The 26,820-nt window shown below is 60.1% G+C and carries 21 protein-coding genes; 13 read left to right on the forward strand and 8 right to left on the reverse strand.

The window, feature by feature from the left end; all coding sequences use genetic code 11:
- Nucleotides 1–4 precede the first annotated feature (4 nt).
- From BCA01S_RS17310 to BCA01S_RS17320, 3 genes are all read left to right on the forward strand, one after another.
- Nucleotides 5–961, forward strand: coding sequence for a GDP-L-fucose synthase family protein (locus BCA01S_RS17310; RefSeq protein WP_027777976.1), 957 nt, complete (start codon nt 5–7; stop codon nt 959–961).
- A 25-nt stretch (nt 962–986) separates the two neighbouring features.
- A complete protein-coding gene (locus tag BCA01S_RS17315; RefSeq protein ID WP_027777977.1) occupies nt 987–2,129 on the forward strand; it encodes a glycosyltransferase family 4 protein in 1,143 nt (380 codons plus the stop codon).
- A 63-nt stretch (nt 2,130–2,192) separates the two neighbouring features.
- Nucleotides 2,193–3,524, forward strand: a complete 1,332-nt coding sequence (locus BCA01S_RS17320) for a glycosyltransferase WbuB (protein ID WP_027777978.1) — start codon at nt 2,193–2,195, stop codon at nt 3,522–3,524.
- A gap of 31 nt (nt 3,525–3,555) precedes the next feature.
- Here BCA01S_RS17320 and BCA01S_RS17325 read toward each other — a convergent pair whose 3' ends face one another.
- Nucleotides 3,556–4,050, reverse strand: coding sequence for a hypothetical protein (locus BCA01S_RS17325; protein ID WP_027777979.1), 495 nt, complete (start codon nt 4,048–4,050; stop codon nt 3,556–3,558).
- Nucleotides 4,051–4,234: 184 nt separating this feature from the next.
- Here BCA01S_RS17325 and BCA01S_RS17330 point away from each other — a divergent pair, with 184 nt between their 5' ends.
- On the forward strand, nt 4,235–4,849 hold the full coding sequence (locus BCA01S_RS17330; RefSeq protein WP_027777980.1) for a DapH/DapD/GlmU-related protein: 615 nt from the start codon (nt 4,235–4,237) through the stop codon (nt 4,847–4,849).
- Nucleotides 4,850–5,018: 169 nt separating this feature from the next.
- The gene (locus BCA01S_RS17335; RefSeq protein ID WP_027777981.1) at nt 5,019–6,752 is read left to right on the forward strand and encodes an FAD-dependent oxidoreductase; all 1,734 of its coding nucleotides are present in this window, start codon (nt 5,019–5,021) and stop codon (nt 6,750–6,752) included.
- A gap of 100 nt (nt 6,753–6,852) precedes the next feature.
- Here the strand turns inward: BCA01S_RS17335 and BCA01S_RS17340 are convergent, their stop codons facing one another.
- The gene (locus tag BCA01S_RS17340; RefSeq protein WP_027777982.1) at nt 6,853–8,070 is read right to left on the reverse strand and encodes a glycosyltransferase; all 1,218 of its coding nucleotides are present in this window, start codon (nt 8,068–8,070) and stop codon (nt 6,853–6,855) included.
- The gene (locus BCA01S_RS17345; protein WP_027777983.1) at nt 8,067–9,509 is read right to left on the reverse strand and encodes an O-antigen ligase family protein; all 1,443 of its coding nucleotides are present in this window, start codon (nt 9,507–9,509) and stop codon (nt 8,067–8,069) included. Before BCA01S_RS17345 ends, BCA01S_RS17340 begins: the two co-directional genes overlap by 4 nt.
- A gap of 278 nt (nt 9,510–9,787) precedes the next feature.
- Here BCA01S_RS17345 and BCA01S_RS17350 point away from each other — a divergent pair, with 278 nt between their 5' ends.
- Complete coding sequence (locus tag BCA01S_RS17350; RefSeq protein WP_027777984.1) at nt 9,788–10,936, forward strand: acyltransferase family protein; 1,149 nt, start codon at nt 9,788–9,790, stop codon at nt 10,934–10,936.
- A gap of 60 nt (nt 10,937–10,996) precedes the next feature.
- Here BCA01S_RS17350 and BCA01S_RS17355 read toward each other — a convergent pair whose 3' ends face one another.
- Nucleotides 10,997–12,199, reverse strand: coding sequence for a glycosyltransferase (locus BCA01S_RS17355; RefSeq protein ID WP_027777985.1), 1,203 nt, complete (start codon nt 12,197–12,199; stop codon nt 10,997–10,999).
- A gap of 371 nt (nt 12,200–12,570) precedes the next feature.
- Between BCA01S_RS17355 and BCA01S_RS17360 the strand changes: the two genes are divergently transcribed.
- A complete protein-coding gene (locus BCA01S_RS17360; protein ID WP_027777986.1) occupies nt 12,571–13,824 on the forward strand; it encodes an oligosaccharide flippase family protein in 1,254 nt (417 codons plus the stop codon).
- Nucleotides 13,824–14,897 (forward strand): glycosyltransferase family 4 protein, encoded by a 1,074-nt coding sequence (locus tag BCA01S_RS17365; RefSeq protein WP_042318835.1) that lies wholly within the window; start codon nt 13,824–13,826, stop codon nt 14,895–14,897. Before BCA01S_RS17360 ends, BCA01S_RS17365 begins: the two co-directional genes overlap by 1 nt.
- Before the next feature lie 19 nt (nt 14,898–14,916).
- Here the strand turns inward: BCA01S_RS17365 and BCA01S_RS17370 are convergent, their stop codons facing one another.
- Together BCA01S_RS17370 and BCA01S_RS39075 are read right to left on the reverse strand one after the other, a co-directional pair.
- A complete protein-coding gene (locus tag BCA01S_RS17370; protein WP_244146002.1) occupies nt 14,917–15,720 on the reverse strand; it encodes a hypothetical protein in 804 nt (267 codons plus the stop codon).
- A gap of 356 nt (nt 15,721–16,076) precedes the next feature.
- Nucleotides 16,077–16,712, reverse strand: coding sequence for a hypothetical protein (locus BCA01S_RS39075; RefSeq protein ID WP_027777989.1), 636 nt, complete (start codon nt 16,710–16,712; stop codon nt 16,077–16,079).
- A 1,286-nt stretch (nt 16,713–17,998) separates the two neighbouring features.
- On the opposite strand from BCA01S_RS39075, the gene BCA01S_RS39080 reads away from it, so the two are divergent.
- The 5 genes from BCA01S_RS39080 to BCA01S_RS17400 all read left to right on the forward strand — a co-directional run bounded on the left by BCA01S_RS39080 (nt 17,999) and on the right by BCA01S_RS17400 (nt 24,347).
- On the forward strand, nt 17,999–18,232 hold the full coding sequence (locus BCA01S_RS39080; protein ID WP_244146003.1) for a hypothetical protein: 234 nt from the start codon (nt 17,999–18,001) through the stop codon (nt 18,230–18,232).
- A 4-nt stretch (nt 18,233–18,236) separates the two neighbouring features.
- A complete protein-coding gene (locus BCA01S_RS17380; protein WP_174447061.1) occupies nt 18,237–19,958 on the forward strand; it encodes a glycoside hydrolase family protein in 1,722 nt (573 codons plus the stop codon).
- A gap of 1,227 nt (nt 19,959–21,185) precedes the next feature.
- On the forward strand, nt 21,186–22,340 hold the full coding sequence (locus BCA01S_RS34945) for a glycosyltransferase (protein ID WP_042318792.1): 1,155 nt from the start codon (nt 21,186–21,188) through the stop codon (nt 22,338–22,340).
- 58 nt (nt 22,341–22,398) lie between these two features.
- Nucleotides 22,399–23,340: a glycosyltransferase gene (locus BCA01S_RS17395; protein ID WP_027777991.1), complete on the forward strand. Its 942-nt coding sequence runs from the start codon at nt 22,399–22,401 to the stop codon at nt 23,338–23,340.
- Nucleotides 23,341–23,414: 74 nt separating this feature from the next.
- Complete coding sequence (locus tag BCA01S_RS17400; RefSeq protein ID WP_027777992.1) at nt 23,415–24,347, forward strand: glycosyltransferase; 933 nt, start codon at nt 23,415–23,417, stop codon at nt 24,345–24,347.
- Here the strand turns inward: BCA01S_RS17400 and BCA01S_RS17405 are convergent.
- Together BCA01S_RS17405 and BCA01S_RS17410 are read right to left on the reverse strand one after the other, a co-directional pair.
- Nucleotides 24,341–25,495: a hypothetical protein gene (locus tag BCA01S_RS17405; protein WP_255218475.1), complete on the reverse strand. Its 1,155-nt coding sequence runs from the start codon at nt 25,493–25,495 to the stop codon at nt 24,341–24,343. The two genes, BCA01S_RS17400 and BCA01S_RS17405, sit on opposite strands and share 7 nt — an antisense overlap.
- Nucleotides 25,496–25,505: 10 nt before the next feature.
- The gene (locus tag BCA01S_RS17410; protein ID WP_027777994.1) at nt 25,506–26,750 is read right to left on the reverse strand and encodes a lipopolysaccharide biosynthesis protein; all 1,245 of its coding nucleotides are present in this window, start codon (nt 26,748–26,750) and stop codon (nt 25,506–25,508) included.
- Nucleotides 26,751–26,820 lie beyond the last annotated feature (70 nt).

Here is a 26,820-nt window from a genome sequence, read left to right on the forward strand (position 1 = left end):
TGCGATGGACAAACATTCACGCATTTTCGTCGCGGGGCACCGCGGCATGGTCGGCTCTGCGCTGGTCAGACGGCTCGCTGCCGCGGGCTATACCAACGTGATTACCCGGTCGCGCGTCGAACTCGATCTCACGGATCAGGCAGCCGTGAACCGCTTCTTCCAGGCGGAAAAGATCGATGTCGTGCTGCTGGCCGCGGCGCGCGTGGGCGGTATTCTTGCCAACGCGTCGCGGCCGGGCGAGTTCATCTATGAAAATCTGGTGATCGAAACCAACGTGATTCACGCGGCGTATCGCGCACAGGTCGAGCGGCTCGTCTTCTTCGGATCGTCGTGCATTTACCCGAAGCAGTGTCCGCAGCCGATCCGCGAGGAATATCTGTTGACCTCGTCGCTCGAGCCGACCAACGACGCCTACGCGATTGCGAAGATCGCGGGCGTGAAGTTGTGCGAGGCGTACAACTGCGAATACAACACGCAATACGTGTCGTTGATGCCGACCAATCTGTATGGCCCGAACGACAACTACGACTTGAACAGCAGCCACGTGTTGCCGGCGCTTTTGCGCAAGGCGCATGAAGCGAAGCTGAACGGCGCGGACACGTTGACGGTGTGGGGCTCGGGCACTCCGCGGCGCGAGTTCTTGCATGTTGACGACCTGGCAGCCGCGACGTTGTTCGTGCTCGAAAACAACGTGACCGAAGGTCTTTTCAACGTGGGTGTCGGCGAAGATCTGTCGATTCGCGAACTGGCGGAGTGCATTTGCAAGGTGGTGGGTTTCGAAGGCGAACTGGTGTTCGATGCGTCGAAGCCGGATGGCACGCCGCGCAAACTGCTCGACGTCTCGCGTCTTGCGAAGATGGGCTGGCGCTCGACGGTCGGACTCGAGCAGGGAATCGCGTCGACGTACCGGGATTTCGTCGAATCGTATACCGGGTCGGCGACCACGGCTGCCATGCAATGACGCCTTGTCGAGGAGCTGCATAAAAATGTCTGCATCAGTCACCATCTTCCACAACGTCGTATGGTCGCGTCACAAAGGTGTCGTCTTTTCTGCGCTGCATAATATTTCGGCATCCGGAGCAATTCGTTATTCGATGGTCCAGATCGCCGATACCGAGCACGACCGCATCGGCTTCTCCGACGTCGATTATTCGTACCATCGGTATCCGATGCAGAAACTGTTCGACGGCTGCTACGAAGACGTGCCGACAATCAAGATGATCGCCCGGCTCACATGGGAGGTGCTGAAGGCCAAGTCCGATTTGATTGTGCTTCCCGGCTATCACCGTCCGGAATATTGGGCGATGCTTGCGGCGTGCATCGTGACGGGCAAGCGGCGAGCGGTGTTTTGCGATTCGACTGCACGGGATCGGCCTAAGAAGCTCATTACGTCGATTCCAAAGCGAGTGTTCTTTGCGCTGTGCGACGGCTATTTCGGGTTTGGGGAGCGCAGCCGCGAATATCTGCTGTCGCTCGGCGCGAAGCGGGAAAAGATCTTCGTGCCGTGCCAGGCGGCCGCGTTGCCGGGTTCGTTTTCCCCGGAACGCGCGTTAGTGGAGCGCGTCGCCGCGCGCGCCGGAAATCCCCCGGTGTTTCTATACGTGGGACGTCTGTCGGAAGAGAAGGGCATCGGCACGTTGATTGAAGCGTTCGCCGGCCTGCGCAAGCGTGTTCCTGCATCACAGTTGCGCATAGTGGGCACGGGGCCGATGGCCGACGCATTGCATGCGAAGGTCGCGGAACTGCAACTGACCGGCGCGGTGACTTTCGCCGGCAGTTTGCAGGACGAGCCGCTCACGCGGGAGTACTACGGCGCGACGTGCATGGTGTTGCCGAGCTATAGCGAGCCGTGGGGCCTCGTGGTGAACGAGGCGCTCGCGCACGGTTGTCCGGCAGTGGTCAGCGAAAGCTGCGGCTGCGTGCCGGAACTCGTTGTCGACGGAGTGAGCGGCTATTCGTTTACCGCCGGCGACGTTGCCGGATTGCAGCGCACGCTCCTGAAGGCGATGGAGGCTTTCGCCGATGCGAGCGGCACCGCTCACCGGTGCATGGATGTCATTCGTCGTTTCGATCCGCCTTCTGCAGCCGCCAATATTGCCCGGGGCTGTGCGCTGATGCTGAGCGATTGACGGGCGTCGCGGCGCCGCCGCGAGGTCGGGCATAGCAGCCTTAAACACGTTCAGACACGCACAATGAAGATCCTGATCTACGGCCTAAATTACGCGCCCGAACTCACGGGGACTGGCAAGTACACGGCAGAAATGGCCGCGCTGCTTGCGAGCCGGGGGCACGACGTCCGCGTGGTATGCGCTCCGCCTTACTACCCGGATTGGCGGGTTTCCTCGGGGTACACATCGTGGCGCTATCGTCGGGAAGAGCGCGACGGTGTCACGGTATGGCGCGCGCCGCTATGGGTGCCTTCACGCCCCAGCGGCGTAAAGCGGATGATTCATCTGGCCAGCTTCGCGGCAACCTCTTTGCCGTTGCTCGCGTTGCAGGCCTTCTGGCGCCCCGATGCAGTACTGTTGATCGCACCGACCTTGATGTGCGCGCCCGCGACGATCGCGCTCGCCCGGGTCGCCCGCGCGAGCGCATGGCTGCACATTCAGGACTATGAGGTCGACGCCGCTTTCGAACTCGGTCTCCTCAAAGGTTCGCGTGCCGCGCGAATCGCGCGCTGGATCGAAAGCCAGTTATTGCGCCGCTTCGATGCAGTGTCGTCCATCACGCGGCAAATGAGCGCGCGTGCGTCGACAAAGGGTGTCGAGCCTTCGAAGGTGGTGTGCCTGCCCAACTGGGTCGATGTTTCAGCGGTGTTTCCGCTGTCGCGGCCGAGCGAGTATCGTAGCCTGCTCAACATATCCGACGAGCAGAAGGTCGTTCTGTACTCGGGCAACATGGGCGCGAAGCAGGGTATCGAGACGCTTGCGGAAGCGGCGGCCTCGCTCGCGTTTCGCCCCGACGTCACGTTCGTTTTCTGCGGTAGTGGCGCGGCGAGAGAGAACCTCGTCAAGCGCTGCGCCGCGTTGCCGAACTGCATCTTTCTTCCGCTGCAGCCGGTGGAGCGCCTGAACGAACTGCTTAATCTAGCGGACATTCACGTGCTGCCGCAACGCGCCGATGCGGCCGATCTGGTGATGCCGTCGAAGCTGACCGGCATGCTCGCGAGCGGTCGCGCGACGATTGCGATGGCACGGCGCGGTACGGCGCTTCACGAGGCGGTGCATTCGCGTGGCGTAGTCGTGCCGCCGGATAACGTGAAGGCGCTGGTCGGCGCTATCACTGCACTCGCAAACGACTCGCAGCGGCGAGCTGCGCTCGGCCGCGCCGGGCGTGACTATGCGGAGAGCACGCTGTCGCCGGATTCGACGATCAGTACGTTTGAAGAACGCGTTGGAATGCTGTGCCGCGCGGCAGGAAGAAGGCGGGCGAAAGCGAGCAAGACGTATTTCGACGCAAGGCCTTCAGCGGTGGCGGTGCCGCATGCAAAGCCGGCTACTACGGAGGATGCCGCGCCGGACTGAACCGGCACGCGGCCTTCTCATGAATGCGCCATTACCACGGCGACCTGTAGACGGAGCGCTTACCCGTTGCGTACGGGTCGGTGTAGGCGGCCTTGGCCGCGCCTTCGGGCAGCAGCTTGTCTGCCGCGCGTTGGCCGGGGGCCGCGTCGGCCACGCGCAACTGGCCGTTGGCTGCGGCAGGCGCCTTGCGCTTACCCGCAGCGCCCTGCTGGGCGACTTGTTCGCCTCCGATAACAGTCATGCGTTGCTCGTCCATCAACGCCGCGCGGCGTGCGTCGTCGATGTTGCCGCCTTGCGCATCGGCAGCGCCGTATCCATCGGGCGCGCCGAGCAGCTTCTGCTCCCGCTTGCGCTGCACGGCGCGGCGATCGATGGGAGCTTGCTGGGGCGCGCCATAGCCGGTCGGCGCGGTGGCGGTCATTGCCGGTGCTCGCGCGGGCGCGGCGTTCTGGGCGAGCGCCGGTCCTGCGCACGCGGCGGCAAGGACGAGCATGCAGGTGGCAGTGCGTTGAAGAGAAGTGGTCATTGTGATCCCCGGGTTAATACAGTCGTGGTGAAGATATCGTGCGCCAGAATCCATGCACGTAGCCGCCAAAACGCTTGCCTGGACCGACACGTTTGAACGCACATATGGCGGTCAATGCCACTCGCAGAAAAATAATCAGTATGCCTGTGTATATCAGCAGGAAAGCAAGGTATGGAGGAACATGATGGGCAACATTGCTGACGACCCGCGGCTCGCATGTGCGCCGCAAGCAGAAAGCGACGCCGCCGTGCGCCGCGTCATCGACCTGAGTCTCGCCGGCAAGGGGAATTACCGCGCGGGGCGCAGTGCGCTCGTAGAGCTCATCTGGTTCTTCGTGGAAGCCTGCGTAATCAACAACAAGCTGCTGCCGTTTTCATTCGTGCGAGTCGCTTTGCTGCGCCTCTTCGGCGCGAAGATCGGTACGGGGTGCCGTTTCGTGCATCCATTGCGCGTGAAGGCGCCATGGCATCTCGAGGTCGGCGACAAGTGCTGGTTCGGCGTCGACGTGTGGATCTACAACCAGGCGCCGATTCACATCGGCTCGAATGTGTGCATCTCTCAAGGCACGTTCCTCACGGCCGGCTCGCATGACATGAGCACCACGATGGACCTGCGTGTGGCACCTATTGTGATCGAGGACGGCGTGTGGATCACGTCGAAATGCGTCGTGCAAATGGGCGTGACGATCGGCCGCTCGGCAGTCGTCACGCCGCTGTCTGTCGTACATCGTTCGCTTGAAGCCGAGGGCGTGTATGGCGGAAATCCATGCCGCTTTTTACGGAAGCGGTTTCTTTCGTGACCTGAAGCACAGAAGTAAAGCCGCAGCGTTTATACGCTGAGGAGACCGACGTGGTGGCAACCGGAAAAAGGCACATCCGGTCACGACATATGGGCGCGTTGCTCGCGAAGCCGCTCGCTTGCGAGCCAGCGACGCCCCACAAACATTATGAAGAATACGGGAGCTGCGGATGTTCATCGATACTCGCAATGTCGAGCAAAACACGGTCATAGAAACGACGGTTTGCATCATCGGGGGAGGGGTCGCGGGCATCACGCTCGCACGCGAAATGTCGCGGATCGGCGTGGATACCTGCATGCTTGAAAGTGGCGGCCTCGTTCCCGACGAGGCGACACGCGACCTCTATCGCGGCGAGAATGCCGGGCTGCCGTACCGGTTCGCGGACGGCTCGCGCAGCCGCTATCTTGGCGGCAGCAGCAACTGCTGGGGCGGCTGGTGCCGCCCGCTCGATCCGTGGGACTTCGAGAAGCGCGACTGGATTCCGCATAGCGGCTGGCCGTTCGGTCTGGACGAGCTCGCGCCATACTATGCGCGCACGCACGATCTGCTGAAGCTCGGCCCCCAAACCTTCGATCCCGCCTACTGGGAGCGCGAGATCGGCCGCTCGGACGTGCGCCGCATCCCGCTAGGTACCGGCGATATGCGCGACACCGTCGCCCAGTTCAGCCCCCCAGTGCGCTTTGGCAAGGTGTATCGCGAGGAACTGTCGCGCTCTACGCGCGTGCGCGTGTTTCTGTACGCGAACGTCCTGAATATCGACGCGGATGCGCAAGGCACGACGATTACCCGAGTGCAGGTCGGCACGCTCAGCGGCCGCAGAATGTCTGTGAAGGCGCGCATCTTCGTGCTCGCCACGGGCGGAATCGAGAACGCGCGCCTGCTGCTTGCTTCGAACAATGTGCAGGCGGCGGGACTCGGCAACGCGAACGATCTGGTGGGACGCTACTTCATGGATCACCCGCGCATGATGTCGGGGAAAGTGCGTTTCCTGCCGGGCGTTGCGCGCAACAAGCTGTATGACATCAAGTACCACTACCAGAACCCGGCAGTCTCGGCGCATGGTACGAAGATCTCGTCTCAGTTCGCGCCGAAACCGGAGATGATGGAGCGCGAAAAACTGCTCAATTCTCGCGTGTGGCTTTATTCGCGGTGGTACGGCGAAGGCAGCGCGGGCTCCGAGGCGCTGATCCGCTGCAAGGAAGCGCTGATGCACAAGGACCAGCCGGGGCGCAGCCTGAAGGCGGACATTGCGACGATGGCGGCGCACCCTCTGCATACGGTGGGATATGGCTTGACGCGGCTGTTACAGTGGCCCGCGCTGATCACCGACGTCACACTGCAGGCAATCGTCGAGGCAGTACCCGATCCGGATAGCCGCGTCACACTGTGCGCCGATAAGCGCGATCAGTTCGGCATGCCGCGCGTGAAGGTCGACTGGCGCCTCGGCGACCAGGTGAAGCGCACCTTCGACAAGACGTTCGACGCGCTAGCGAAGGAGCTGCGGCTCGCACGCGTCGCCGAAGTCCAACTCGATGCGCCGCTCGAAGGCAGGGCCTGGCCGCAAAAACTGGAAGGGACGTGGCATCACATGGGCACGACGCGCATGCATGATTCACCGCGCGAGGGCGTGGTCGATCGCGATTGCAAGGTACACGGAATCAGCAATCTTTACATTGGCGGCAGTTCGGTGTTCCCGACTGTCGGCGCGAACTTCCCGACCATTACGATCGCCGCATTGTCGTTGCGGCTCGCCGGCCACCTGGCTCGGCAGCTCGACGTTCCGAACATCGTCGGCAATACGCGCGCGGAAGCGGCGAATAGCGGTGTTACGCCGGCGCAGTCGCCGGTAGAGACGCTGCCGATCGCGGCCTCGACGTTGACGCCGTTGATGAAGGAGCAGTGAACCGGCAGTGCAATGAAAGAGGCGACGGCGCGGTGAACGCGGCGTCGCCTGGAACAAAAAAAGGCGGCGCTTATATAAGCGCCGCCTTTTCTATGGAATGTCAGCGAGCCTGTTGAGTGGCTTTGCGAAAAGTGGGGAGCGTGGTCTTCTCTGCTTCGTCGTGGTGACCGCCTCTCGTTTCAAGCAAGGTGGTCAACGCGCTCACCATGGTTTCGATCCTGAAGCGGGCGTTGAATGTGCGCGCGGCTTGCACACGCATCGCTTCACGAGCAGCATCGTCGAGTTCCAGCCAGCGAACGAGGCTTCTTTCGGTGCCCTCGACGGTGTCGGGTCCGATCAGCCCCGCGCCGTCTTCTTCGATTTCGCGCCACACGTTGACCTTATCGGAGATCAACGCGGGCAGGCCGCAGCCGAGTGCCTCGGCCACCGCGACGCCGAAATTCTCCTGATGCGACGGCAGCGCGAATACGTCGCTTGCGTGAAAGGCTCCCCACTTCAAGTCGCCCTGCAGCATGCCGGGCAAGCTCATGCGATGTGCGATCCCGGCAGCCTGCGCCTGAGCGCGCAGACTCGCGGCCCAGCCGGTTTCATCCGGGCCGGCGATCACGAGATGCAGCGCCTGGTCGCGTTTGGCCACGCGCGCGAATGCGTCGATCAGAAGGTCACAGCCTTTTTTCGCGTGCACTCTGCCGAGAAACAGCACGACGCGTTTGCCGCGTGCGCTGGGTACTGCCTGCAAAAACGCTTCGCGCACTGACGCTGCGTCGACCTTAGGTACCGTTGTTCCAAACGGCACGATGCGCTCGCGAGCGCGGTAGAGCCAGAACGATTGGCGTGCCCTGGTGCGCTCTTCTTCGGTGGTGAAGATCACAGCGCGCGCGTCGCGCAGCACACGGTACTCAGCCCACGGCCAGTAGAGCCACTTCTTTAGATGCTTGAGCGGATACGCCTCTTTGAACCACGGGTCCAGCATGCCGTGCGTGTACACGTAGTACGGCACGCCGCTGTCGTGCAGCGCTTTCCATGTCGCAAAGCCATGGTATTGCCACAGGCCGTGCACGACGACGGCGTCGAAGCGCTTCGCATGACTCGCGAGCCACGGCGCGAGATAGGCGCTATAGCTGTAGCGGTTGGTCGTGGGACCGAACGCATGAACCGGGAACGGAAAAGCCGCGAGGTATGGATCGTCAGGGGCGTCGCAGGTGGCAACTTCGACTTCATGCCCCGCATCCTGCATAGCCACGCCGCTACGGCGAACGCCTTCAACCGGACCGCCGGCGCGTGGATCGACGCTTGCAAGCACGTGTAGGATTTTCATCGCGCGATGTCCGGTCGGTTGGAACCCGGCAGCCGTGCCGTCTGCGACATGCCCAGCGTACTAGCGACATCCGTGCGGCCCATGCCTGGCTGCATGCTGCGCGGCAGGTCAGGCGAGGCGGCGGCCCGCATGCGGCGCGCGGCGCTCATGCGGTTCGCGCGTGCGGGCAGCGCGCGCTGCAAACGCGTGTAAGTGGCAATCATCAAACCGAGTCCAATGCCGAATACGAGCCCCGAAAAGCGAGGCCCAAGCGGATTGCCGCCGATAGAGGTGGCCGGCAACGCGGCGAACAGCATGATCGCGCGGCCAAGTATCGGCAGCATGGGCGCATCGGGCGCTACCGAGCGCCAGTAGCGATAGGCGAAGAAACAGAGCGCGAGCGCGCCGAGTGTGGCTAGAGGCATCGCGATACCGAACACGACCCCGCCCGCGAACAGCTGATAGACCCAGAAGTTGTGGCCCGCAGCCCATTCGTTGATCGCGTAGAAATCCTGCTTGCTGAACTGCCCTGCAAGGTCCGGCAGATAATCCGGTGAATAACGGTAGTAGTGCCCGTAGCCCGCACCGAACAGCAGCGTTTCCGGAGAGGCGGTGACCTGGTCATATTGGTCACGCATTTCTGCCAGACGCGTGATGGTGGTCGGATCCTTGCCGGAGATGGTTGCTTCCGCCACGAAAATGCGCTGCGTCCAGTGCTCCGCGACATTGGGAACCGCCAGTACCGCGATACCCGCCACGCCCGCCAATACCACGACAACCATGAGCCCGCGAGCGACGGCACGCCAGATCTGCCGCATCGACGGCGCGCTAAGTGCCATTGCGATCACGAACAGAAGCACCGTACCGACCAGGAGGCTGCGAGTCACGCTTAGCAGTTCGACAATCACGGTGCCGGCAAACACGGCGATCGTGAACGGCGAATAGCGCTTGGCGACTACGAATTCGTGAAGCAGCACGCCTTGCAGTCCGAGCAAAGTCACGGAGATGATGCGAAAGCGCGCATCGTCCAGGCCGCCGCTCGTCGCGAGACCATAGACGAAGGTGAACACGAGACTGACTACGTTCGCCGCGAAGAGCGCTTTTTCAAACTGCGCGATTCTTTGCTCGCTCCACGGTCTGCACGCGACGAGATAGCCGAGCAGGAAAAGCATGAACGGCAGCAGCACGCGTAGATAGTTGCCGCCGTCGTTATCCTGGATGAGTTGCGCAACGACACTACCGAATACGCACAACAGCAGGCTCGTGGTGACGATCGTGCGAAGCCGGGAGCGCTCTTGAAAGCGCGGTGCGATGAGCAGGAGGGCGAGCCCCGCTGCCACTGCTGGAGCGACGAATATGAATTGGGCGAAATGGCCCGTGGTCGCGTTGGTGGCCTTGTAGTCCAGCGCAAGCGGTAATAGAAAAATCCATATCCAAGGTGCTGCATACTGATGGCGCATTCTTCTTTCCTCCCCGTCGCCGTTTGCCGTCGTCTAAGCGGACGGTCTCGCGTCGGGTCATTGTGAGCGCAACTTTGTGCTTGCGGATATCGCAAATTGCTGTTCGTCTCCGCCTGCCTGGATTCTGGCGACAGTGGAAAGGGCTATGCCTGCAAGACGCACGCAAGCTCTCCTTTATTGTCGGTGAATGCCTTGATCTTGGCGGTCGCATGTACCTGCCGGCACCGAAGATGCAAAGACGGGGGATGCGACCGAAAAAACGGAAAGGGGAAAACAAAATGAAGCTATTTGGCGGGACGGGACCCGCGAAAGCCGGACGTGCGATCGAACTGGACTTCGTTCGCGGCATCGCAATCATTGCGGTGATGGGCTTTCACTTTCACGCTGTTCATACCGACAATGTACTCCTTCAGATTATCGAGTATCCACTCAAGAACTTTGGACGAGAGGGCGTCAATCTCTTCTTCACATTGAGCGGCTTTCTCGTCGGCGGCCTGCTGCTTCGGCAATACGCTGAGACAGGTCACGTCGACGCGCGCCGTTTCATCGTGCGGCGGATGTTCCGTATCTGGCCCGCGTATTACGTTCTGATTGTTTTCCATGTGCTGGCCGGCCGGCATCCGTGGAATACATTTCTTTTCCAGAACATGACGCATTTGCAGAATTACCTCGGTACTTCGATCACGCAGACTTGGAGTCTCGCGGTCGAAGAACATTTTTATCTCGTTCTGCCGGCGCTGCTTTTACTTTTCTCGCGCTTGCGACTCGGTGCATGGACGATTATCGGCGTACTTTCGGCGATCTGTGCGGTAACGCTCACAGCGCGTTGCTTTGCGGTGGCGGGCGGCGATCTGCAAGGCGCGTTTGCTTATACCCAGTACCGCATCGACAGTTTGCTGATTGGTGTGATCCTGTCCGCGATCTACTGGATGAAGCCGGGCATCTATCACCAGATCGCGAAGCGCAAGTGGCTGCTGATCGGGAGCGTCGCGCTGCTATGTGCATGGCTCGTGTTGGCGACGAGCAACATCGCACTCGACGAAAGCATTGGATACACGATCCAGGCACTTGGCTTTGCCGCGCTGATCGTGCTGGTGCTGGAGTACTCGGGGTCGCTGCGCACGACATGGATTTATCGCGGCGTCGCCTGGGTGGGTCTGTATTCGTACGGAATCTACTTGTGGCACTCGCTCGCTCTCGCTCCCGGCGACATGGTGATACGCAAGGCCACCGCACTTGGCCTCGCACCTGGCGTCATCTGGATCGTTGCGCTCATGGCGCAGTTCGTCATTGCAATCGTGATCGGTTATGTGACTACGCGCGCAATCGAATATCCGTTCCTGCTAATGCGCAACGCGTTGTTTCCGGAAAAGCGCAGCAGCTCGGTGCGCGAGGAAGTGCCTGTGGCCAGCGGGCAGTTGTCGTGAGTAAACGCATGATGTGCGCTGGCGTGACCGCCGGCGCACATCATGCGTACGGTGGTTGAATCACGCCATCTGTTGCAGCAAGGTTTGCTTGAATTCGCCGAGCGTGTGCCGCGACAGTAGATTGTCGCGCGACGATGCCGTTGCATGTTCGTGCGGCCACGAAGTCATTGTTTCGGCAATGGCCTTGCCGATCGACGCAGAGCTCAGGTCGCTCAGTATCGGTCCCAGCTCGCAACGCCTGCTGAACCAGCCAATCAGCCCGTCTTCTGTTGCGATTACCGGCTTGCCGAAGCGGTAAGCCTGCACGAGCACACCGCTCATGCCGTAGTGGCCTTTGTAGCCGAGCCATACCGCGTCGCACGCGGAAAACAGATCGCGCTCCATGTCGTTGGAGATGAACGAATCCAGCACGAGCGGCGCCGGCGTGAGACTGCGAACGTGATTGCGCATGAAGTGCCGCGTACTTGGATCCTGCTCGCCTGCAACGATCAACGTGGGGGCGCTTTCGAGACGCGTCATCGCATGAACGAGTTCGTAGATGCCTTTGCGCTCGGTAATCGCACCATAGACGAGCAGGTAGCGTTGCGCGGGGTCGAGCCCGAGCCGCTCGCGCGCGAGTGCGGGGTCTTCCGCGCGTTCGTCCGGGAAGGGGTCGGCTACGTACGCGACCTTTGCACTGTCTTTCGATGCATTGAGTGCCGCCCATTCCGGCAAAGTGGGATCGATGCTCAGCAACGTGCGCAGTCCCGGCGTGCGAACCGCGCGTTTGAACAACTGTGCCTTGATGGTGTTGACGAGCGGACGATCGGGCGCCTTAATGCCGACCTTGTGATGATGAAACGTCGAGCGCATCGTAATGCCGACCCACGGCGTCTTGCCGAACGGCGAGCCGAGAAACGGCAATCCATTGAAGAAATAATCGGCATAGGGCACGACCACCAGCCGGATCGACTGTGTGCGGCTGCGAATGCGATATGCACGCTGGAAATAGTTGTGAAAGCGCCAGTACTGATTGCGCTCGCGCAAACGGTGAGTGCGGCTCTCTTCCGGATCGACAAAAGCGATTTGCTGATCGGGGCGGTTGGCTGCAGTGATCTGTCTTGCGAGCCGGTGATCTTCGTTGGCGCATTCAGTGACCAGAATGCACGGATAGCCGGCCTCTGCGCAGGCTTGCATCGTCCACTCGGCATACCGCCAGCGGTGGCCGGTGAGATTGGGCTCCACGATCAGGACAAAGTCAGGTTCGATCACGTCGGTAGGCATAGTTGAAATAGGCGTGCATGGGATGACGAATTGCGTCATCGGGTTCTCCGCAGCGAGCGGAAATGGCCCGAGCCGCGGGCTCTGCCGTGGCGTCAGATGAATAACGGTAGCACTCGCCACAGCATGAAAAACGCCTATCTCTCGCGTTGTGTGGGTAAACGTACTACCACACAAAGGCTTGGGCCGAAGCGGCCTGGTTGATGGCGGTTGACGGCGAATGTCTCGCGGTATGGTCCTGCTTACGGTGATGCATGAACCGTCGCCAGCTTGCTGGCGGGACCTAATTCCAATCAGGCGCCGCGGCGTTCACAGCGAGTCACGACACGCTGATCAAACCGCTGCAAAGCGCTGCAATTCGACGGAGAACCAGCTTGCGGGCGATCAGGCTTCCCGCGCTCTCGATAGCCAGCAGTTTCGGCGCGAGCGCGGCGACATGGGTGTTATTGCAACAGTTCGCGGTGCGTGGACTGGTGGCCATCAAATTTCTTGCGATCGGCCGGATGCTCGGGCCGGCGGCGATCGGCAGTGTGAGCGTGGCTTTGCTCGCGGTCGCGATTGCCGAGGCGCTGTCCGACACGGGGCTCGCGCAGGCAGTGATTCAAGGCGAGCACGCACCGACGCGCTCGCAGCTCGGCGCGGTCTGGACCACGCTCACGGCGCGTGGCTTATTGATTTCGCTGTTGCTGGTGGCGCTCGCGCCGTTGCTGAGCAGTCAGTTTCATCTCGATGGATCGCTCGTGCTGATCCAGCTTGCCGCGTTGCTGCCGCTGTTGCGCGGGCTCGCGTCGCCGACGTACTACGTGGTCCAGCGCGAGCGGCGCTTTCAGCATATCGCGGGCGTTGAGGTGGCCGCGGCGTTTGTCGACTGCTCGGTCGGCCTTGCGCTCGCTTATCTCGGCGCGGGCGCGGCTTCGGTACTGATCGGCCTCGTCGCCGGCGAATCGCTCAAAAGCGTGCTGACGTGGGCCACCATGACACCCAGGCCGCCGGTGCGCCCGGTGTGGTCGGGCATTGGCCAGTATGTCGGCTTCAGTCGATGGATCTGGGCGAGCAGCGTGATCAACCTGCTGCTCAACCAGTTCGACAAGGTGGTGGTCGGCAAGCTGCTCGGACCCGCGCAACTCGGCGGTTATCAGATGTCGTCGCGTCTCGCGCAGATGCTGCTGGCCGATGCGGCGATCGCGATGTCGCAATACCTGTTTCCGACTTTTGCCGCGCATCATCGCCGCGATCCTAAGGCGGCGTCGCGCCTCATCAGGGTCTATCTGCTCGCGGCCGCAATCGGGCTCGCCGCGTTTGTCGAGGTGCTGCGGCTGATCGCGGAGCCAATGTTCTCGCTGATTCTCGGCGCGGCCTGGCTGCCCGCGGTGCCGCTCTTCAGGATACTTGTCATCAACATGGCGGTAGGCGCTTTGATCGCGGTGCTCGTTTCGTATTTGCGGGCAATCGGCGATGCAAAAGCGACTGTGCATGCATCGGCGATTCAGGTAGTGGTGCTGCTGATGAGCGCGCCGCTCGCGGTTCGCTGGTGGGGCGTGACAGGTATCGCATGGTCGATGACATTGGGCCTCGGCTGCGCCGCGGCGTGGATGCTTTATAGAACCTTGAGAGCAAGGACTGCATGATGCGCGTCTTCCATCTCGTACTGGCGCCGCGTTTGTCGGGCGCGGAAGTGCTCGCGAAAGACCTCGCGCTCGATCAGTGCGCCGGGGGCATGGCGGTATGCGTGGGGTCGCTCCTGCCTGCGCATGAAGACTTCACTTCGCTGGCGAGCGAGTTACAGGCGCACGGCGTGCAGTGCTGGTTTCCGCAAAAACGACACCACGCGGCGCGCAAGTTGTGGAACCTGTTCGTCGCGGTGCGGCGGTTCCGCCCAGATGTGATCTTCGCGCATGCCACGATCCCGTCGTTCTACGCGCGTGCGTTGCCGTTGGGCGTGCCTGTGGTCTACGTAATGCATTCCGCGACCAACGATTTCGAGCGCCCGCTGTTCCGGCGCATCGAACATCTTCTGTCGGGGCGCGCGAGCGTCGTGATCGGCGTATCGCAGCAAGGCGTCACGGACTACGTAGAGGCAATCGGCGTGCATCCGTCGATGACGGTGGTGCCGAACGGCGTCGATCTTGCCCGCTTTGCATTTACCGACGGTGCGCAGCGAGCCGCAAGTGTTCCGCAGATCGTTCAGATCGGCCGATACGCGTCTGTGAAAAATCAACTGCTCACGGTGCGCGCTTTCGGGGAAGTGCTCAAGCAGGTCGCCGACGCACGGCTCGTGCTGTACGGCGTAGTCGAGGACCCCGACTATCAGCGCGCGGTCGTTGCGCTCGCAACGGAGCTGGGCGTCGCGGAGCGTGTCGTGGTCGCCGGGCCGCGCAGCGATGTGGCGACCGTGCTCTCCGAGTCGAGCGTTTTCGTCATGCCTTCGCGTTCGGAAGGGCACAGCGTGGCGTTTCTGGAGGCATTGGCCTCGGGCGTGCCGATCGTCGCGAGCAGGATAGCGGCGTTCGCATTCGCCAATGGGTTCCCCGGCGTGCAATTGGTCGATACCGACAACGTGAGCGGTTACGCCGACGCCATCGTAAAGGCGTTGAGCGAGAAGCGCGTGCAAAGATCGCTTGCCGGGCTCACGCTTAGAGACACGGCCGAGCGATATCGCGCGATCGCGCGACAAGTGTGCCCGGCAGTGTCGGCGCGTTAAACGTCGAGCTGGGCGCGCTTTAATGATGCAGGTTGATTTCGCGTGTATCGGGCGCAGTTTCGGTTGTCGGCTCAATCGTCCGCGCACTTTCTAGTGCCGACTCCTGTGCCGCAAGTGTCATCAGATGCCGCGCTTCCTTGCTGCTCGAATCGATACCGAGTGCGCTGCCTGCATTGAGCGACACGCAATCCCACCGGCCAATGTGGCCGCAGCCTCGGGCAAGACTCAACAATGCGTCGCGCTGTTGTTCGCGTGTGTTGACGGCCGCGCGCAGGTTCTGCGCGTCACGGCTTTGAGGTTGCACCGCGATCGCCGCGGCGACGCGCGCCTTCGTTGCAGATAAATTATTGCCCTGAAGGCTTGCACGCGCGGCACGCAGGTGCCGCGCCAGGTCGGCACGCGCTTTTTCTTCTGGGGTGAGCGGCGGTGCGGCATCCGGACTGCGCTTTGCTTGCGCGGATGCAATGGTGATAGCTGCGGCGGCCGGCGCAGCGGACCTGGCCCCGGCAGTCGAAGCGGCCGGCGCAGTGCGGCGCGCGGACAACGACGATAAAGCGGCTGACTCTGCGGTCGATGCCGCTGGCAACCTGGCGGGCGCCGTGTCGAAGCGAGGAGCGGCGGTGACCGCTGTCGAGCGCGCAGGAGCAGCAGTCTCAGGACGCTGCTCCGCCAGAACCGGCGGCGCGCTCTTCGGTCTGCTGATCGCACCCGACACAGTTATGGGGTCGCCGTCTGCATCGCTGTCCTGGCTGTGTATGAAGCCGACGTAGACCGCCGAGGCTACGATCAGAGCTGAGGCGGCCAGAGCGAGCGGTTCGCGCATCCGTTGATAGGTGCTCCGGACGATGGCTGCATCTTCCAGCACAGCATATGGATTGGCGAGCGCACGTGTCGGGCTCCAGACTCTTCGCGTCGGTAGGCGCCGCGCTTTCGGCGGCCGCGCGTCGGTGAGTCGCACGGTCAGCGTCGGCACCATCGCGGCGTACGCAGGAACGCTGCGCGCATGACATGAGGGGCAGGGAATGGCGCGGCTCACGAGTGGTGCGCCACATTGTTCGCATTCCGAATAATGATTCTGATCTCTATTCATGTCGTTATATTCGCGATGTTGCCGGCGGCGTGCGACGCGCTCCCCGTAGCCGGCGTAGTGGATGCCGCAAGCATGCATGCGGCGAAGGCTCACTGCGCAACGACATAGCCTCGTGCCTGCATGCATGCGCCGTAGGCAGCCCAGTAGCGCGTCATGGGCGGCTCGGGCGCCGGTAGTGGCGGCAGTGCGGCAGTGCCCGGTTGCGACGCGCCCGCATCGCTTGCTGTGGTCGCTGGCTCAGAAGCGGGCTTGTCCCCGATTGCCGCGGAAGGCGGCAATGCGGCAGATGCGGCGTGCCCCGCATCCGCGGTTTTGGATGCCGCTGGGACTCCACTGGCGGGTGTCGCACGGGCCGCCGACGCGCCATTGCTGGCTGTCCCGACACCGGGTTGCGGCGCCGAAGCCGCGTTGGGCGCGGCCGGCGCCGTGCCGTCAGGCAGCGCGGGACCAGCAGGCGCGGCTGAGAACGTGCTTGGAGGTAGCGGCGGGCGCGATGGTGCGCCAGTAGAAGACGTCTTGGTTGCCGCTGGCTTTGGCGGCGGAATTTGCGCCTCGCGCACGGTGTTGACTTTGGTTTCCTTATTCGCAGACGCGTAGCAGAGCGCACTGTCGACGCTGCGCTGATACGCGCTTTGACTTTGAACGGGGTAGATGAGCGGCTGCCACGCTTGGGCTGCGTTACTAACCGCCAGTAAGGTCATCAGGGTATAGGTTTTGTATCCCATCGCAGTGGCTCCCGCAGCGATGTTGAGCCGTTAGCCGGCAATTGCGCTTCGCGGTGCGTTCTAGTCGCTCGAATGTCGCCGCAATGCGGCGGCTCACTGCCCGCGAAGGCTGCTTTCTTCAGCGTACCACTCTGGTGCGCAACGTCAGTGCGTTGCGTAACGCGCTAAAACGCCATGGTGCAGTCGAATCAGGACAGTCGGCAATGATTTTTAGCTTGGGTTAAACACTACGCAATACGCGTACCAGTGTCACGCATTCTTCGAAATTTGCTAAGTTCCTTCTGGCGATGCAGCCGAAAATGGCGATCAGATAATTCTACAGGCCACGTCAATCGGCTTATCCGCCGACGAATAGAGCTTTTACGTTTTCTACGCAATGCGGAGGCAAGCTTTTCGTAGCGGAGCCGATCGGGGAATGCACTGGCTCCTCATGACGGAGTACGGTTTCAATTGCTGCTTATTAAGTTGCGCCCCCTTGGTTGCAGTTTTGAAACGTTTATAATTCTTCCGCCGAGACGCCCAGTAACTAATGCCGCAGCGTTCACATCAGGCATTGGTTCTGAGTAAGATTTCCTTATTGGCCCGTTGCGCCGAGCATTTGTCGCAGGACCGCGCTAATGGCGCAGATTTCGCGAGGCGTTGTCGCCTGCTTCGTTTCTGCGGGCCAGTCTGTGATTCATGTAGCGGGCGTTGCACCAACGAACAGATTGATCGTTGATGAAAAGCCATCTGGCTGAAGTACTAGCTTAGCTATCCTAATCGATTGAGTATTAGGAGAGGCGGCGTTCGCACAGCCGTGATTTGTTTCGCACCGCGCGCACAGGCACAGCTGCGCCGGCCTTCGATCGTCCCGCGTTTGATGCTGCAAGACGGACCACATTGCGTCCGGGGCACAGCTTTTCTCTCACATCCAATAAGACAAAGGCGTGACGGCCCTGCCGATCCTGCTTACTTTTTCGGGGATAACTTCTCTTCACAAAGACAGGGACAATGGTTAGATATTCGAGGTTGGTAGGAATCGCGGCGGCGACGGCGCTGACATCCCTGGGTGCTCAAAGCGCGCAAGCGCAGGCAAGTACGATTACGGTTGCGGGTCAGCAATTCAAGCTGTGCGCGCAAGAGAACGGCAAGTGCTCGTTTCTCGGCACGGCTTCGGTGGTGTTCGGCGCGGTCCCGCCCGATGCACCGTCGACAATGTTGACGAGTCCCCGTACGTTCAGTAACGGCGTCGGGTGTTATGTCGGCTCCGTTTCGCAGGTCGATCCCGCGTTCGGATACAACAAGGCGTGCTGGATGAGAGCGGCGGCAGCGACGCCGTCACCTGCACCTGCACCTGCACCTGCACCTGCACCAACGCCCACTCCCGCGCCGACACCGACACCGACACCGACACCGACACCGACACCGACACCGACACCGACACCGACACCAAGCCCTACGCCGTCTTCGTCCGCAGCGGCGACTACGAGCGCCGCCATCTCATGCGGCAACCCGACGCAAACGGCGGGCGGAACTGCTAACGGCGTGATCAGCGCCGACACGCCGACCACCGACGGTCTGCGCGTGTTTCCGAACAACGCCACGTTCAAGATCGCCATTACGACGAATGCACCGAACGCCGACACCGTCGTCTGGTCAGTGGCGGACTCGAATGGCGCAATCAAGACGCAGGGCAGTTTCGCCGTGAGTTCGGGCGTGCAGACCAACACGCTGTCATGCAAGTCGACGTGGGCCGGCTACGGCGCACTGACTGCTACGTTGCGCTCCGGCGGCGGCACACTGCCCAGAAGCGGGACGCGACCGGTGGGCATCGCAACGTTCGGTGTTCTGCCCGATCTGAGTTCCGCGATCGGGACCGTCGCCTATGCGCATCAGGATCAGCACCGCTTCGGTATGCAGGGCTTCAACGGCAATATCGCGGCACTGCACGCGCTCGGTATCTCATGGACGATCGACGATCGCCAGGTGTCGGCGATGGAACCCAATGGTCCAAATACCTACACGCCGAGCGCGAACGACCTGGATCCGTTCTATAAGGCTAATCCCGATCAGATGCGGATTGTGCGTCTGGACGGTCTGCCTGCGTGGGACTCGAAGACGGGGCAGTTCAACGACAGCTATTACGCGCCGTCCAACATGCCGGAATTCCAGAACTTCATGGCAAGAGTCGGCACGGATACGAACGCAATTCGCGCCGCGAACTATCCGAACCAGCAGAAGAACTATTATCAGGTAACGTGGGAACCGAGCCTCGGCTGGGCAGACAGCGACGCGAATTTCGTCGCCATGTATAAGGCGGCATACGAAGGCATCCACTCGACAGATCCGAACGCGATCGTGATGGGCACGGGCAATCCATTCGCTGCGAATTGCGACACCTGCACGACCGGCTATCTGAAGAAGTTCGGCGCGCTGGGTCTGTGGAATTACATCGACGCCGTGTCGACGCACGGTTACTGGAATGCTGGTACTTATCCGGCACATCCGCCGGAATTGCAGGACTCCGACCCGGATCCGGCGAACCAGGCGAACGCGCTCGACAACCAGATGACGCAATTGCGTTCGGTGATGCAGGCGGGCAAGCCGAACATGAAGCTCTTCTTCACCGAAGCGGGTACCAGCTACGATCCGGGCCTCAGTTATGGTCCGACGGTGCCGTCGCAGAACCAGTTGTTCGCTCACGCGGCAGTCGGCGTGCGCGCACACATCATCGTGCTCGGCGGCGGCGCCCAGGTCACCACACTTTTCTACGGCCCCGACTATCCGGGCGAAGTGGGCTACGGCTCGTTCTTCGATCTGAACAACGCGCAGGGTGCATTTGGCGCGACCAACCTGTCGCCAAAACCGGAGGCAATGGCATTCGCCACGATGACCCGCGTACTCGATGGCACTAATACGCTCGGTCGCGTAAAGGGCACTCCGTCGGGCGCATTTGTGTATGCGTTCCAGCAACTCGGCAACGGCAAAGTGGTGACGGCCGCATGGGCGCATAGCAACGCGCAATGGCCGACAAGCAACGGCGTGTATAGCCAGACCTACTCGAGCAGTTACACGTTGCAGGTCGACAATGCGGGCACGTCGGGCAATGTGACGAAGATCGATGGGTACGGCAATGTCAGCACACTTCCTTATAGCAACGGCGCTGTGACGTTGACGCTTACTGAAATGCCGCAGTACATCGTGTCGAATAACGCGACGGTGGCGAAAAACAATTCAACGGTTCCACTCGGTTATACCGGCCAGTAATCGCGCCTTGATAAATGCACTGAGTTAATTTCGACGCGCGCCATTGATCATGGTGGCGCGTCGATCTGAATTTGGTGGGGATCACAGCGATCTGCGAAAAGTACTGAACGTAGCGCACTTCCGTTTCTACCGACGTTGGGCCGACAAGCGCATGGGCTCCAGCGTGGGTGGCCGATGCTGAGCCTATTTGTTGTGTCGGCGCGCTCTTCGCCGGCCGGCGAAACGCTCTATTGTCTGGAGCGCTTGCATGGACACGCTGAGTGCAAGAAAGATGCATAGCACCCGTACGACGGAGAACGCGCGCTTGATCTTCAGGGTCATCGGAATCGTCGTCAATGCCGTACTCCACAGAGAAAAAGCCAAGCGAACTCGAGAAAAATGGCAAGGAGGCCGTCAACGCGTCATCTTCGCGTAGAACCTTCCGGCCTGGTTGCGGCGCCTTGTTATAAGAAAGTCGCCTCCTAACGCTGAGATGAGCAAACCATTTAATGCGGCTACCGTCGTATGCCCGTCCTTCAAGCATACGTTGCCATCCTAGCCGTGGCCTGCCGTTGTCTAGAGCAATCCAACGGCCTCGGCGTCATGGCGAACGCGCGCCCTTTTGCCATGGCACCGTGTTGTCCTCAGCGAGGCGCGGACCAAGCATAAAACGAAACGTTGCCCTAAGGTAATAATATTATTTGACGGTACTTGTTACTGTTGTCTGCAATACTTACCGCGCGATGTGTCCTTCCGCACGGAGCGGTACATTTTAGGCTCTTATCGTCACGCAAGGTTTCCGCATTCTACTGTTTGCTACTCGAAAGATTGGGCAAACCTGCTTTCACGCTGTGCTCCATCCTGTTTTGCGCAATACGCTGCCTGGAATAACAGTAAGCCATCCTGGTTGCTTGTTGCTCGACAAGCACGAACCCGAAAAAGTTGAAAATCTCGCGCTAATTCGCGAGTCAGAATTGCGTGTTCGCGTTAAGTGGTATCAATCCCTTGCTTTGCTTTGCTTCGCGTTTTGCGGCTCCAACGCAGTTTGGCGCTGGCACGAAATAAACGCGGCGTCGTGAAATCGGCGATTTCACGACGCTTCGCATGATTATAAGTTATGCAGATTAATTTTCGCATTTTGCGTTTTAAAACGAACGCAGGCTCCAGGTCATTGGATCAATTTGTCACGTACCTGGGCGGCGAGCACGGTGGATAACTTGGCAAATCGTTAATTGGCGCGGGAGCCCCATGAGAATCGTTCACGTTACCGAGGCATTTGGAGGAGGCGTTCTGTCGATGCTCACGGAGCTTTGCAACCGCGCAGCGGCAATCGGCGCGCATGTCACGGTCCTTTATTCGACACGGCCGGAAACTCCGAAGAACTTCATCGAACTGTTCCACCCCAAGGTCGACCTCGTGCACGTGTCCATGTGCAGGGATGTTCATGTCCGCAAAGATTGGTCGAGCGTGTGGGAACTCGCCAGACATATGCGGCGCTGCGACCCGACAGTGATCCACCTGCACTCGTCGAAGGCTGGCGTATTGGGGCGTGCGGCCGCCAGAATTGCGACGCAAAACGCGAAGGTTCTGTACTCGCCGCACGGCCTTGCTTTTCTACGTCGCGACGTCTCTCGCGCGAAGCAGCTTGCGTATCTGATGTTCGAGCGCATGGCCGACATGATGGGGGGGACTGTCGTCGCGTGCTCGCCCGGAGAGTTGCACGAGATTGAGGAAAAAGTCCGAGTGAAGGACGCAACGTTGATAGAGAACGGCGTGGACATTAGCAGCATCCCGCTGCGCAAAAATCGCGAGGACGGAAATGTCGTCGTTGGAATGAATGGCCGTGCGTCGTTTCAGAAACACCACGAGCTCTTTATCTCTCTCGCGAACACGTTGCACGACTCGACCACCAGATTTGTCTGGATCGGGGGCAATAGCGAAGAGTTGCCCGATGCGAGTCAGGCGTCTGCGCTCACGTGCAGCGGCTGGCTAACGCGTTCGCGCGCGCTTTCGTTAATGTCTGAGCTCGACATCTACGTGCAGACGTCACGCTGGGAAGGCATGCCTGTAGCGCTGATCGAAGCGCAGGTAGCGGGCATTCCCGCGGTCGTGACCGACGTGGTGGGCAACCGCGACGTGGTTGTTCACGGCGTCACGGGATTCGTTGGGTCGGATGAGGAGATGCCGGGTTACCTGGAGCAGCTCCGCGGCGATCGGAAACTGAGGGAAGAGATGGGCGCGGCCGCACGAGAACTCGCGGTGGCGAAGTTCTCGATGGACATCATCTTTCACAGATGGCTGAACACCTATGAGTCCAGCGGAGAGAAACACGTCAAGGAAGTACTGGAGCCCCATTCAATTGTCCCTTGCGATATCCAGCCCAACCCGGACAAGTCATTGTAGTTCCGGCGTCCGATCTGAACGACTAGTTGACCGCACCAACGATTTACGGGGACCAACTGTGTACAAAATCTTCTTGCTACATCCCGGCCGGGCTAATTACCCCGAACTCGTGGCATATCAGGACTACTACGCCGCACGCGGTGTCGATGTGGTCGCCGGCACACTGAGCGACTACAAAGCGCTTGCGGATAAGGCAGACTTTCTCGTGTGGGCGATCATGGGCTTCTATCCGAAGCAACTGGCGTCTGATTTCGTCATTCACGACTACAGGTCGCTCTCTGTGGGCGGCTCGGCTGGCCTGAAAGACATTGCAAAGCGCTATCTGAACGCACGACCCAACTTGCGGATCTTCCAGAATACGCGGCAGCAAAACATCATGAAGTTCAATGACGACGTGCCCTCGGTGATCCTCCCAATGGGTGTTCCGAAATGGATCTTCGAGGTGCCGCAACAACCGCCTGATGCCGAGGATATCGCCGACTTTTGCTATATCGGCGACATGAGCTTCGAGCGGGGCTTTCATCTCGTCATTGAGGCATTTCTCGAGAACTTCCGCGAGGTGGATGCTTCGCTGTTGCTTGTAGGCAAGCCCGAGCCACGCCTTTACGAGCGATACGCCGGCAGGCGCGGATTGGTCTTCGCTGGCGCGTTGCCACAGCGCGAGGCACTTGGCCTTGTCGCGAGGTCGTCGATCGCGGTGTCGTACTTCCCATATCACCGTCCGCATTGCTACCAGACGCCGACCAAACTTCTCGAGTACGCTGCGCTTGGGAAGAAAATTCTGTGCAATGACTCTCCGTCGAACGTCGCGTGCTGCGAGGATTTGCACATCAACAGCATCATCACCAGTTCCTCCATTTTCACCGGGATGACCGCCGCCACCATTGAGACGGCGAAGCCGAATCAAAGGGCGAATTTCACGCAGCTCGCGTGGGACAACGTTATCGAGAAATCGAACATCAATAGCTACATTTCCGGAAAAATAAACTTCAGCCAGTAGGACGCAACGCCTTCGGAAGCAAAGAGTTCGTCGACCACGTGGATGCAGAGTGTGAGCAACGGAGGTAGGAAAAAGTGAAACTGTTTATTTTGCATACGGGCAAGGCGAACTATCCCGAGGTGGCCGCGTACACGGAGTATTTCGAAAAGAACGGCTACTTCGTCAACTCAGGCACGATGGCTGACTATCGGAAAATTGCGGACCCGCACAACTATGTGCTCTGGTGCATCATGGGGTTCTATCCAAAGAGGCTGCCCTCGCGCTACGTGATTCATGACTACCGCTCGTTGTCGGTAGGCAGCTATATCACACTGAAAGACGCGGCGAAGAAGTTGCTGCAGCCGCGTCCAAATCTCCGAATCTTCCAGAACGAATCCATGCAGAAGCTGATGGACTTCGACGACAGCGTGGAAACCATTCTGTTGCCCATGGGTGTGCCCGACTGGATCTTCTCCTGCAAAGGCTCTCGCAACGGAGCGCTGCCCACGGGAACGTTTTGCTATATGGGGGAGATCACCCGTGAGAGGGGCGTCGATGAGTTTCTCGCGGGTTTCGCGTCTGCGCGGCGCGGTTCCGACACCCTGGTACTTGTCGGTGCCGTGGAAAAGAAGATTGCCGACGCTTATCAAGGAGCGCCCGGCCTGATATTCACTGGAAAACTGCCGCAACGGGATGCTCTCGATGTAGTAAAGAACTGCGAGTACGCCATATCGACGATTCCGTACTCGCGTCCCTACAACGTGCAGACTCCGACGAAGCTGCTCGAATACGCTGCGTTGGGCAAACGGATTATTTGTAACGATTCACCGTCAAACCTCACTGCAGCGGCCGCATTCGGGATTCTCTGCAAGGTCACGGGGCCCGACATCTTTGCAGGAATAGGTCAACTGTCGGATGAGACAGTGCCAGCGAACGACCCTTCCAGTCTCGAACATCTGCGGTGGAATAACGTGATCGCGTCATCGGGAATCGACCGCTGCCTGAACGCCGCGCTCCACGTTCACTGACCATCGTGGGACTTGAGCCATCTGCGCTCTGGCTGGCCGAAATGGAAGTGGACGGGGCGGGTGGTAGTGACATGAGGCGCGTCCGGCTTGCGCTCCAATCGCGATGAAAGCAGCAGATACATTAAGAGCGGCGCGATCGGCGACAGATGACGGAGAAACGAGCCATAGTCGGGTTCGAAGATCGCCTGAGTTGCAAGAAAGCTGACGATGAAGCAGAAGCACAGCTTCTCAAAGCGATCTGGCGCTGCGACTGCACCTCTTCTCTGATACCGCGAGAACATGGAGGCGAGAGTAAAGAACGTGCATATTCCGCCGATGGTCTGTGTCGCCACCCCCGAGAGAACCAGCGGTAAAGGCAGCAGAAACGTGCCCAGAATGAGCATGGCGTTAGTCACGTCCGAGACCATATTGCCGCCGGGGATGATCTGTACGATAAGCGACCCAACCTCGCTCGGATCTCTCGACTCGTTGACCATCTGCCGTGCAAAGTCCAGCGTTTCGCCGTACTGCATACGGAAGTTAGCGGCTACGCATGCGAACAGAATGACAGCCAGCAATGCGAGAAAAGGCGGCCTGCGCAGAACAGCGGGCCCGAAGTACAGCAACAGCGCCGGCACTAACGTGATGGCCCAATAGGTGCGAAAGAAGATGGCAATGAGTGCGACGCAAGCTGTGAATACGACAACGATGAACCGCGAGTCCTTGCACTGCAGGATGAAGAGAACCGCTAGCGATATAACGATCTCCTTCGAAGGCATACCAATGTAGACTGTCTGCGCAAAGAGCCAGAAGCAGGCGAGCAGGAATTCCATGTACGTTAGCGACGCCACTCCAGACCGCCAGATCGCGAGCACGAGGCCGACTGTGGAGGCGAAAAATCCGATCAGCGATATTCCCGGCGTGCTAATGCCGAGCGACCGGAACGTCCATGCAAGGTTGTCGAAGGAGTCGCCAAAGGCTTCGAAGCGACTAACCGTCAGCATTCGTTCGAGGATAACTTGCTCGTCGAGCAGGAACTTGGCCGGGAGCACCGTTTCATGGGCGATGGAAACGAAGCAAAGAAGGGCGAGCAGAAGCAGCCAGGTTGTCGCCGACACGCCGGGACTCGCGCTTCGCCCGATTAGCCCGGGTACTTTGACAATACGCACGTTCACCCCCTTAGATTGCAACCGAATCCCGCGGCTTGATGCTCATGCCGCCTTTCGCCACGTTCACCGAATAGTAGATGCCGACGCATGCCACGAGCGTTCCCGATAGGCTGAGAAGCAGCACCACCGACATAAAGTCCAGCTTGAAGACGCTCGTGAAGGCGAAAATGATGAATATGCTGACGGCACTCATCAGTTGAATCACCAGATCGAACTTCTGCTGCTTGAAGACGATGAATACCTGTGCAAGCGAACCGAACACGGCCATCGTCAGGAAGTACGGCGAAAACAGCATGTAAACGTGCATCGACTGCTGCCAGAGGTCTCCCATCTTGAAGTTGATGATGAGCGCGAGGCCGAGGTAGCCCGCTGCAATGAGCACCACGCTCAGCGGCATCAGAACCAGAGAGAACGATGTCGCCGGATTCCTTGCGCCGCGCACGTCCGTACCTCTTTCCACCAGATCGATGAGATCCCGTCGGAACACCGCGCCGAGGCTCTGTGACAGGAGAGACGCAGGGAAATAGCCGACGCGATAGGCAAGAGCAAAAACGCCCGCGTCGTGGGGTGCGAAAGCAAGTGGCATGAGGATCGCGATTGAATAGATCACGACCGAATTGAGCGACGTTGTCGGCAGTGAGAATTTGGCGTAGTCGAGTTGCAGCCGGGAGAACTTCAGGCACTCCGGCGAAAGCATCGACCGGGAACCGAAAAGATATCCGGCCAGCGGAACGACGGCTGAAACAAAGAACACGAAGCTGTACACCGCGAAAATGTCCGGTCCGCTCCACGGGTGTCTGGCCACCATCATCAGCGCAACGAACGCCATCGCAAATGCGACATTCGGAAATGCGCGTTGCACGGCGATGCTCACGTACTTGCGCTCGCTAGCCAGTGCAGACGACAGCGCCTGCTGGAGGAATACACCGCACGCCAGCACCACTACGGTCAAATACTTCTGCTCGCCACTGACCACCGCGACGGCGGCTAGCAGCAGTGCGATCGCCATGGCGACGCAACTCGAACTCACCAGCGCGCGAACGGCAAGCGTCCTATCCGCAGCCATACAGGCAACTTCGAGCCGCAAGCCCAGCACCGAACCGGCGAAAAGGCCTATCGCATTCAACTGGCTGAAGTAACCGAGCTCGCTCGGCCCGCAGAACTTGCCAATCAGTATGACCGCAATGAAGTTCGCGGCCTGACTGAGCACAACGCCCGCGATGCTAACGACCGAATGCTTTACATTAACGATCATCTTCTATTCGGAGTTCGGTTTTGACAAAGCCGTACCGGTTATGCCGCATCGGCCACACAGGCTTTCTGCG

The sequence above is a fragment of the Paraburkholderia caledonica NBRC 102488 genome, assembly GCF_000685095.1.
GTDB lineage: Bacteria > Pseudomonadota > Gammaproteobacteria > Burkholderiales > Burkholderiaceae > Paraburkholderia > Paraburkholderia caledonica.

Bases quoted from the DNA above. Each gene is read 5' to 3' on its own strand.
- BCA01S_RS17370 (WP_244146002.1), bottom strand. From the start codon at position 15,720: ATGCGCGAACCGCTCGCTCTGGCCGCCTCAGCTCTGATCGTAGCCTCG.
- BCA01S_RS17350 (WP_027777984.1), top strand. From the start codon at position 9,788: ATGAAGCTATTTGGCGGGACGGGACCCGCGAAAGCCGGACGTGCGATC.
- BCA01S_RS39075 (WP_027777989.1), bottom strand. From the start codon at position 16,712: ATGGGATACAAAACCTATACCCTGATGACCTTACTGGCGGTTAGTAAC.
- BCA01S_RS17325 (WP_027777979.1), bottom strand. From the start codon at position 4,050: ATGACCACTTCTCTTCAACGCACTGCCACCTGCATGCTCGTCCTTGCC.
- BCA01S_RS34945 (WP_042318792.1), top strand. From the start codon at position 21,186: ATGAGAATCGTTCACGTTACCGAGGCATTTGGAGGAGGCGTTCTGTCG.
- BCA01S_RS17365 (WP_042318835.1), top strand. From the start codon at position 13,824: ATGCGCGTCTTCCATCTCGTACTGGCGCCGCGTTTGTCGGGCGCGGAA.
- BCA01S_RS17340 (WP_027777982.1), bottom strand. From the start codon at position 8,070: ATGAAAATCCTACACGTGCTTGCAAGCGTCGATCCACGCGCCGGCGGT.
- BCA01S_RS17330 (WP_027777980.1), top strand. From the start codon at position 4,235: ATGGGCAACATTGCTGACGACCCGCGGCTCGCATGTGCGCCGCAAGCA.
- BCA01S_RS17310 (WP_027777976.1), top strand. From the start codon at position 5: ATGGACAAACATTCACGCATTTTCGTCGCGGGGCACCGCGGCATGGTC.
- BCA01S_RS17315 (WP_027777977.1), top strand. From the start codon at position 987: ATGTCTGCATCAGTCACCATCTTCCACAACGTCGTATGGTCGCGTCAC.
- BCA01S_RS17345 (WP_027777983.1), bottom strand. From the start codon at position 9,509: ATGCGCCATCAGTATGCAGCACCTTGGATATGGATTTTTCTATTACCG.
- BCA01S_RS17320 (WP_027777978.1), top strand. From the start codon at position 2,193: ATGAAGATCCTGATCTACGGCCTAAATTACGCGCCCGAACTCACGGGG.
- BCA01S_RS17355 (WP_027777985.1), bottom strand. From the start codon at position 12,199: ATGCCTACCGACGTGATCGAACCTGACTTTGTCCTGATCGTGGAGCCC.
- BCA01S_RS17335 (WP_027777981.1), top strand. From the start codon at position 5,019: ATGTTCATCGATACTCGCAATGTCGAGCAAAACACGGTCATAGAAACG.
- BCA01S_RS17410 (WP_027777994.1), bottom strand. From the start codon at position 26,750: ATGATCGTTAATGTAAAGCATTCGGTCGTTAGCATCGCGGGCGTTGTG.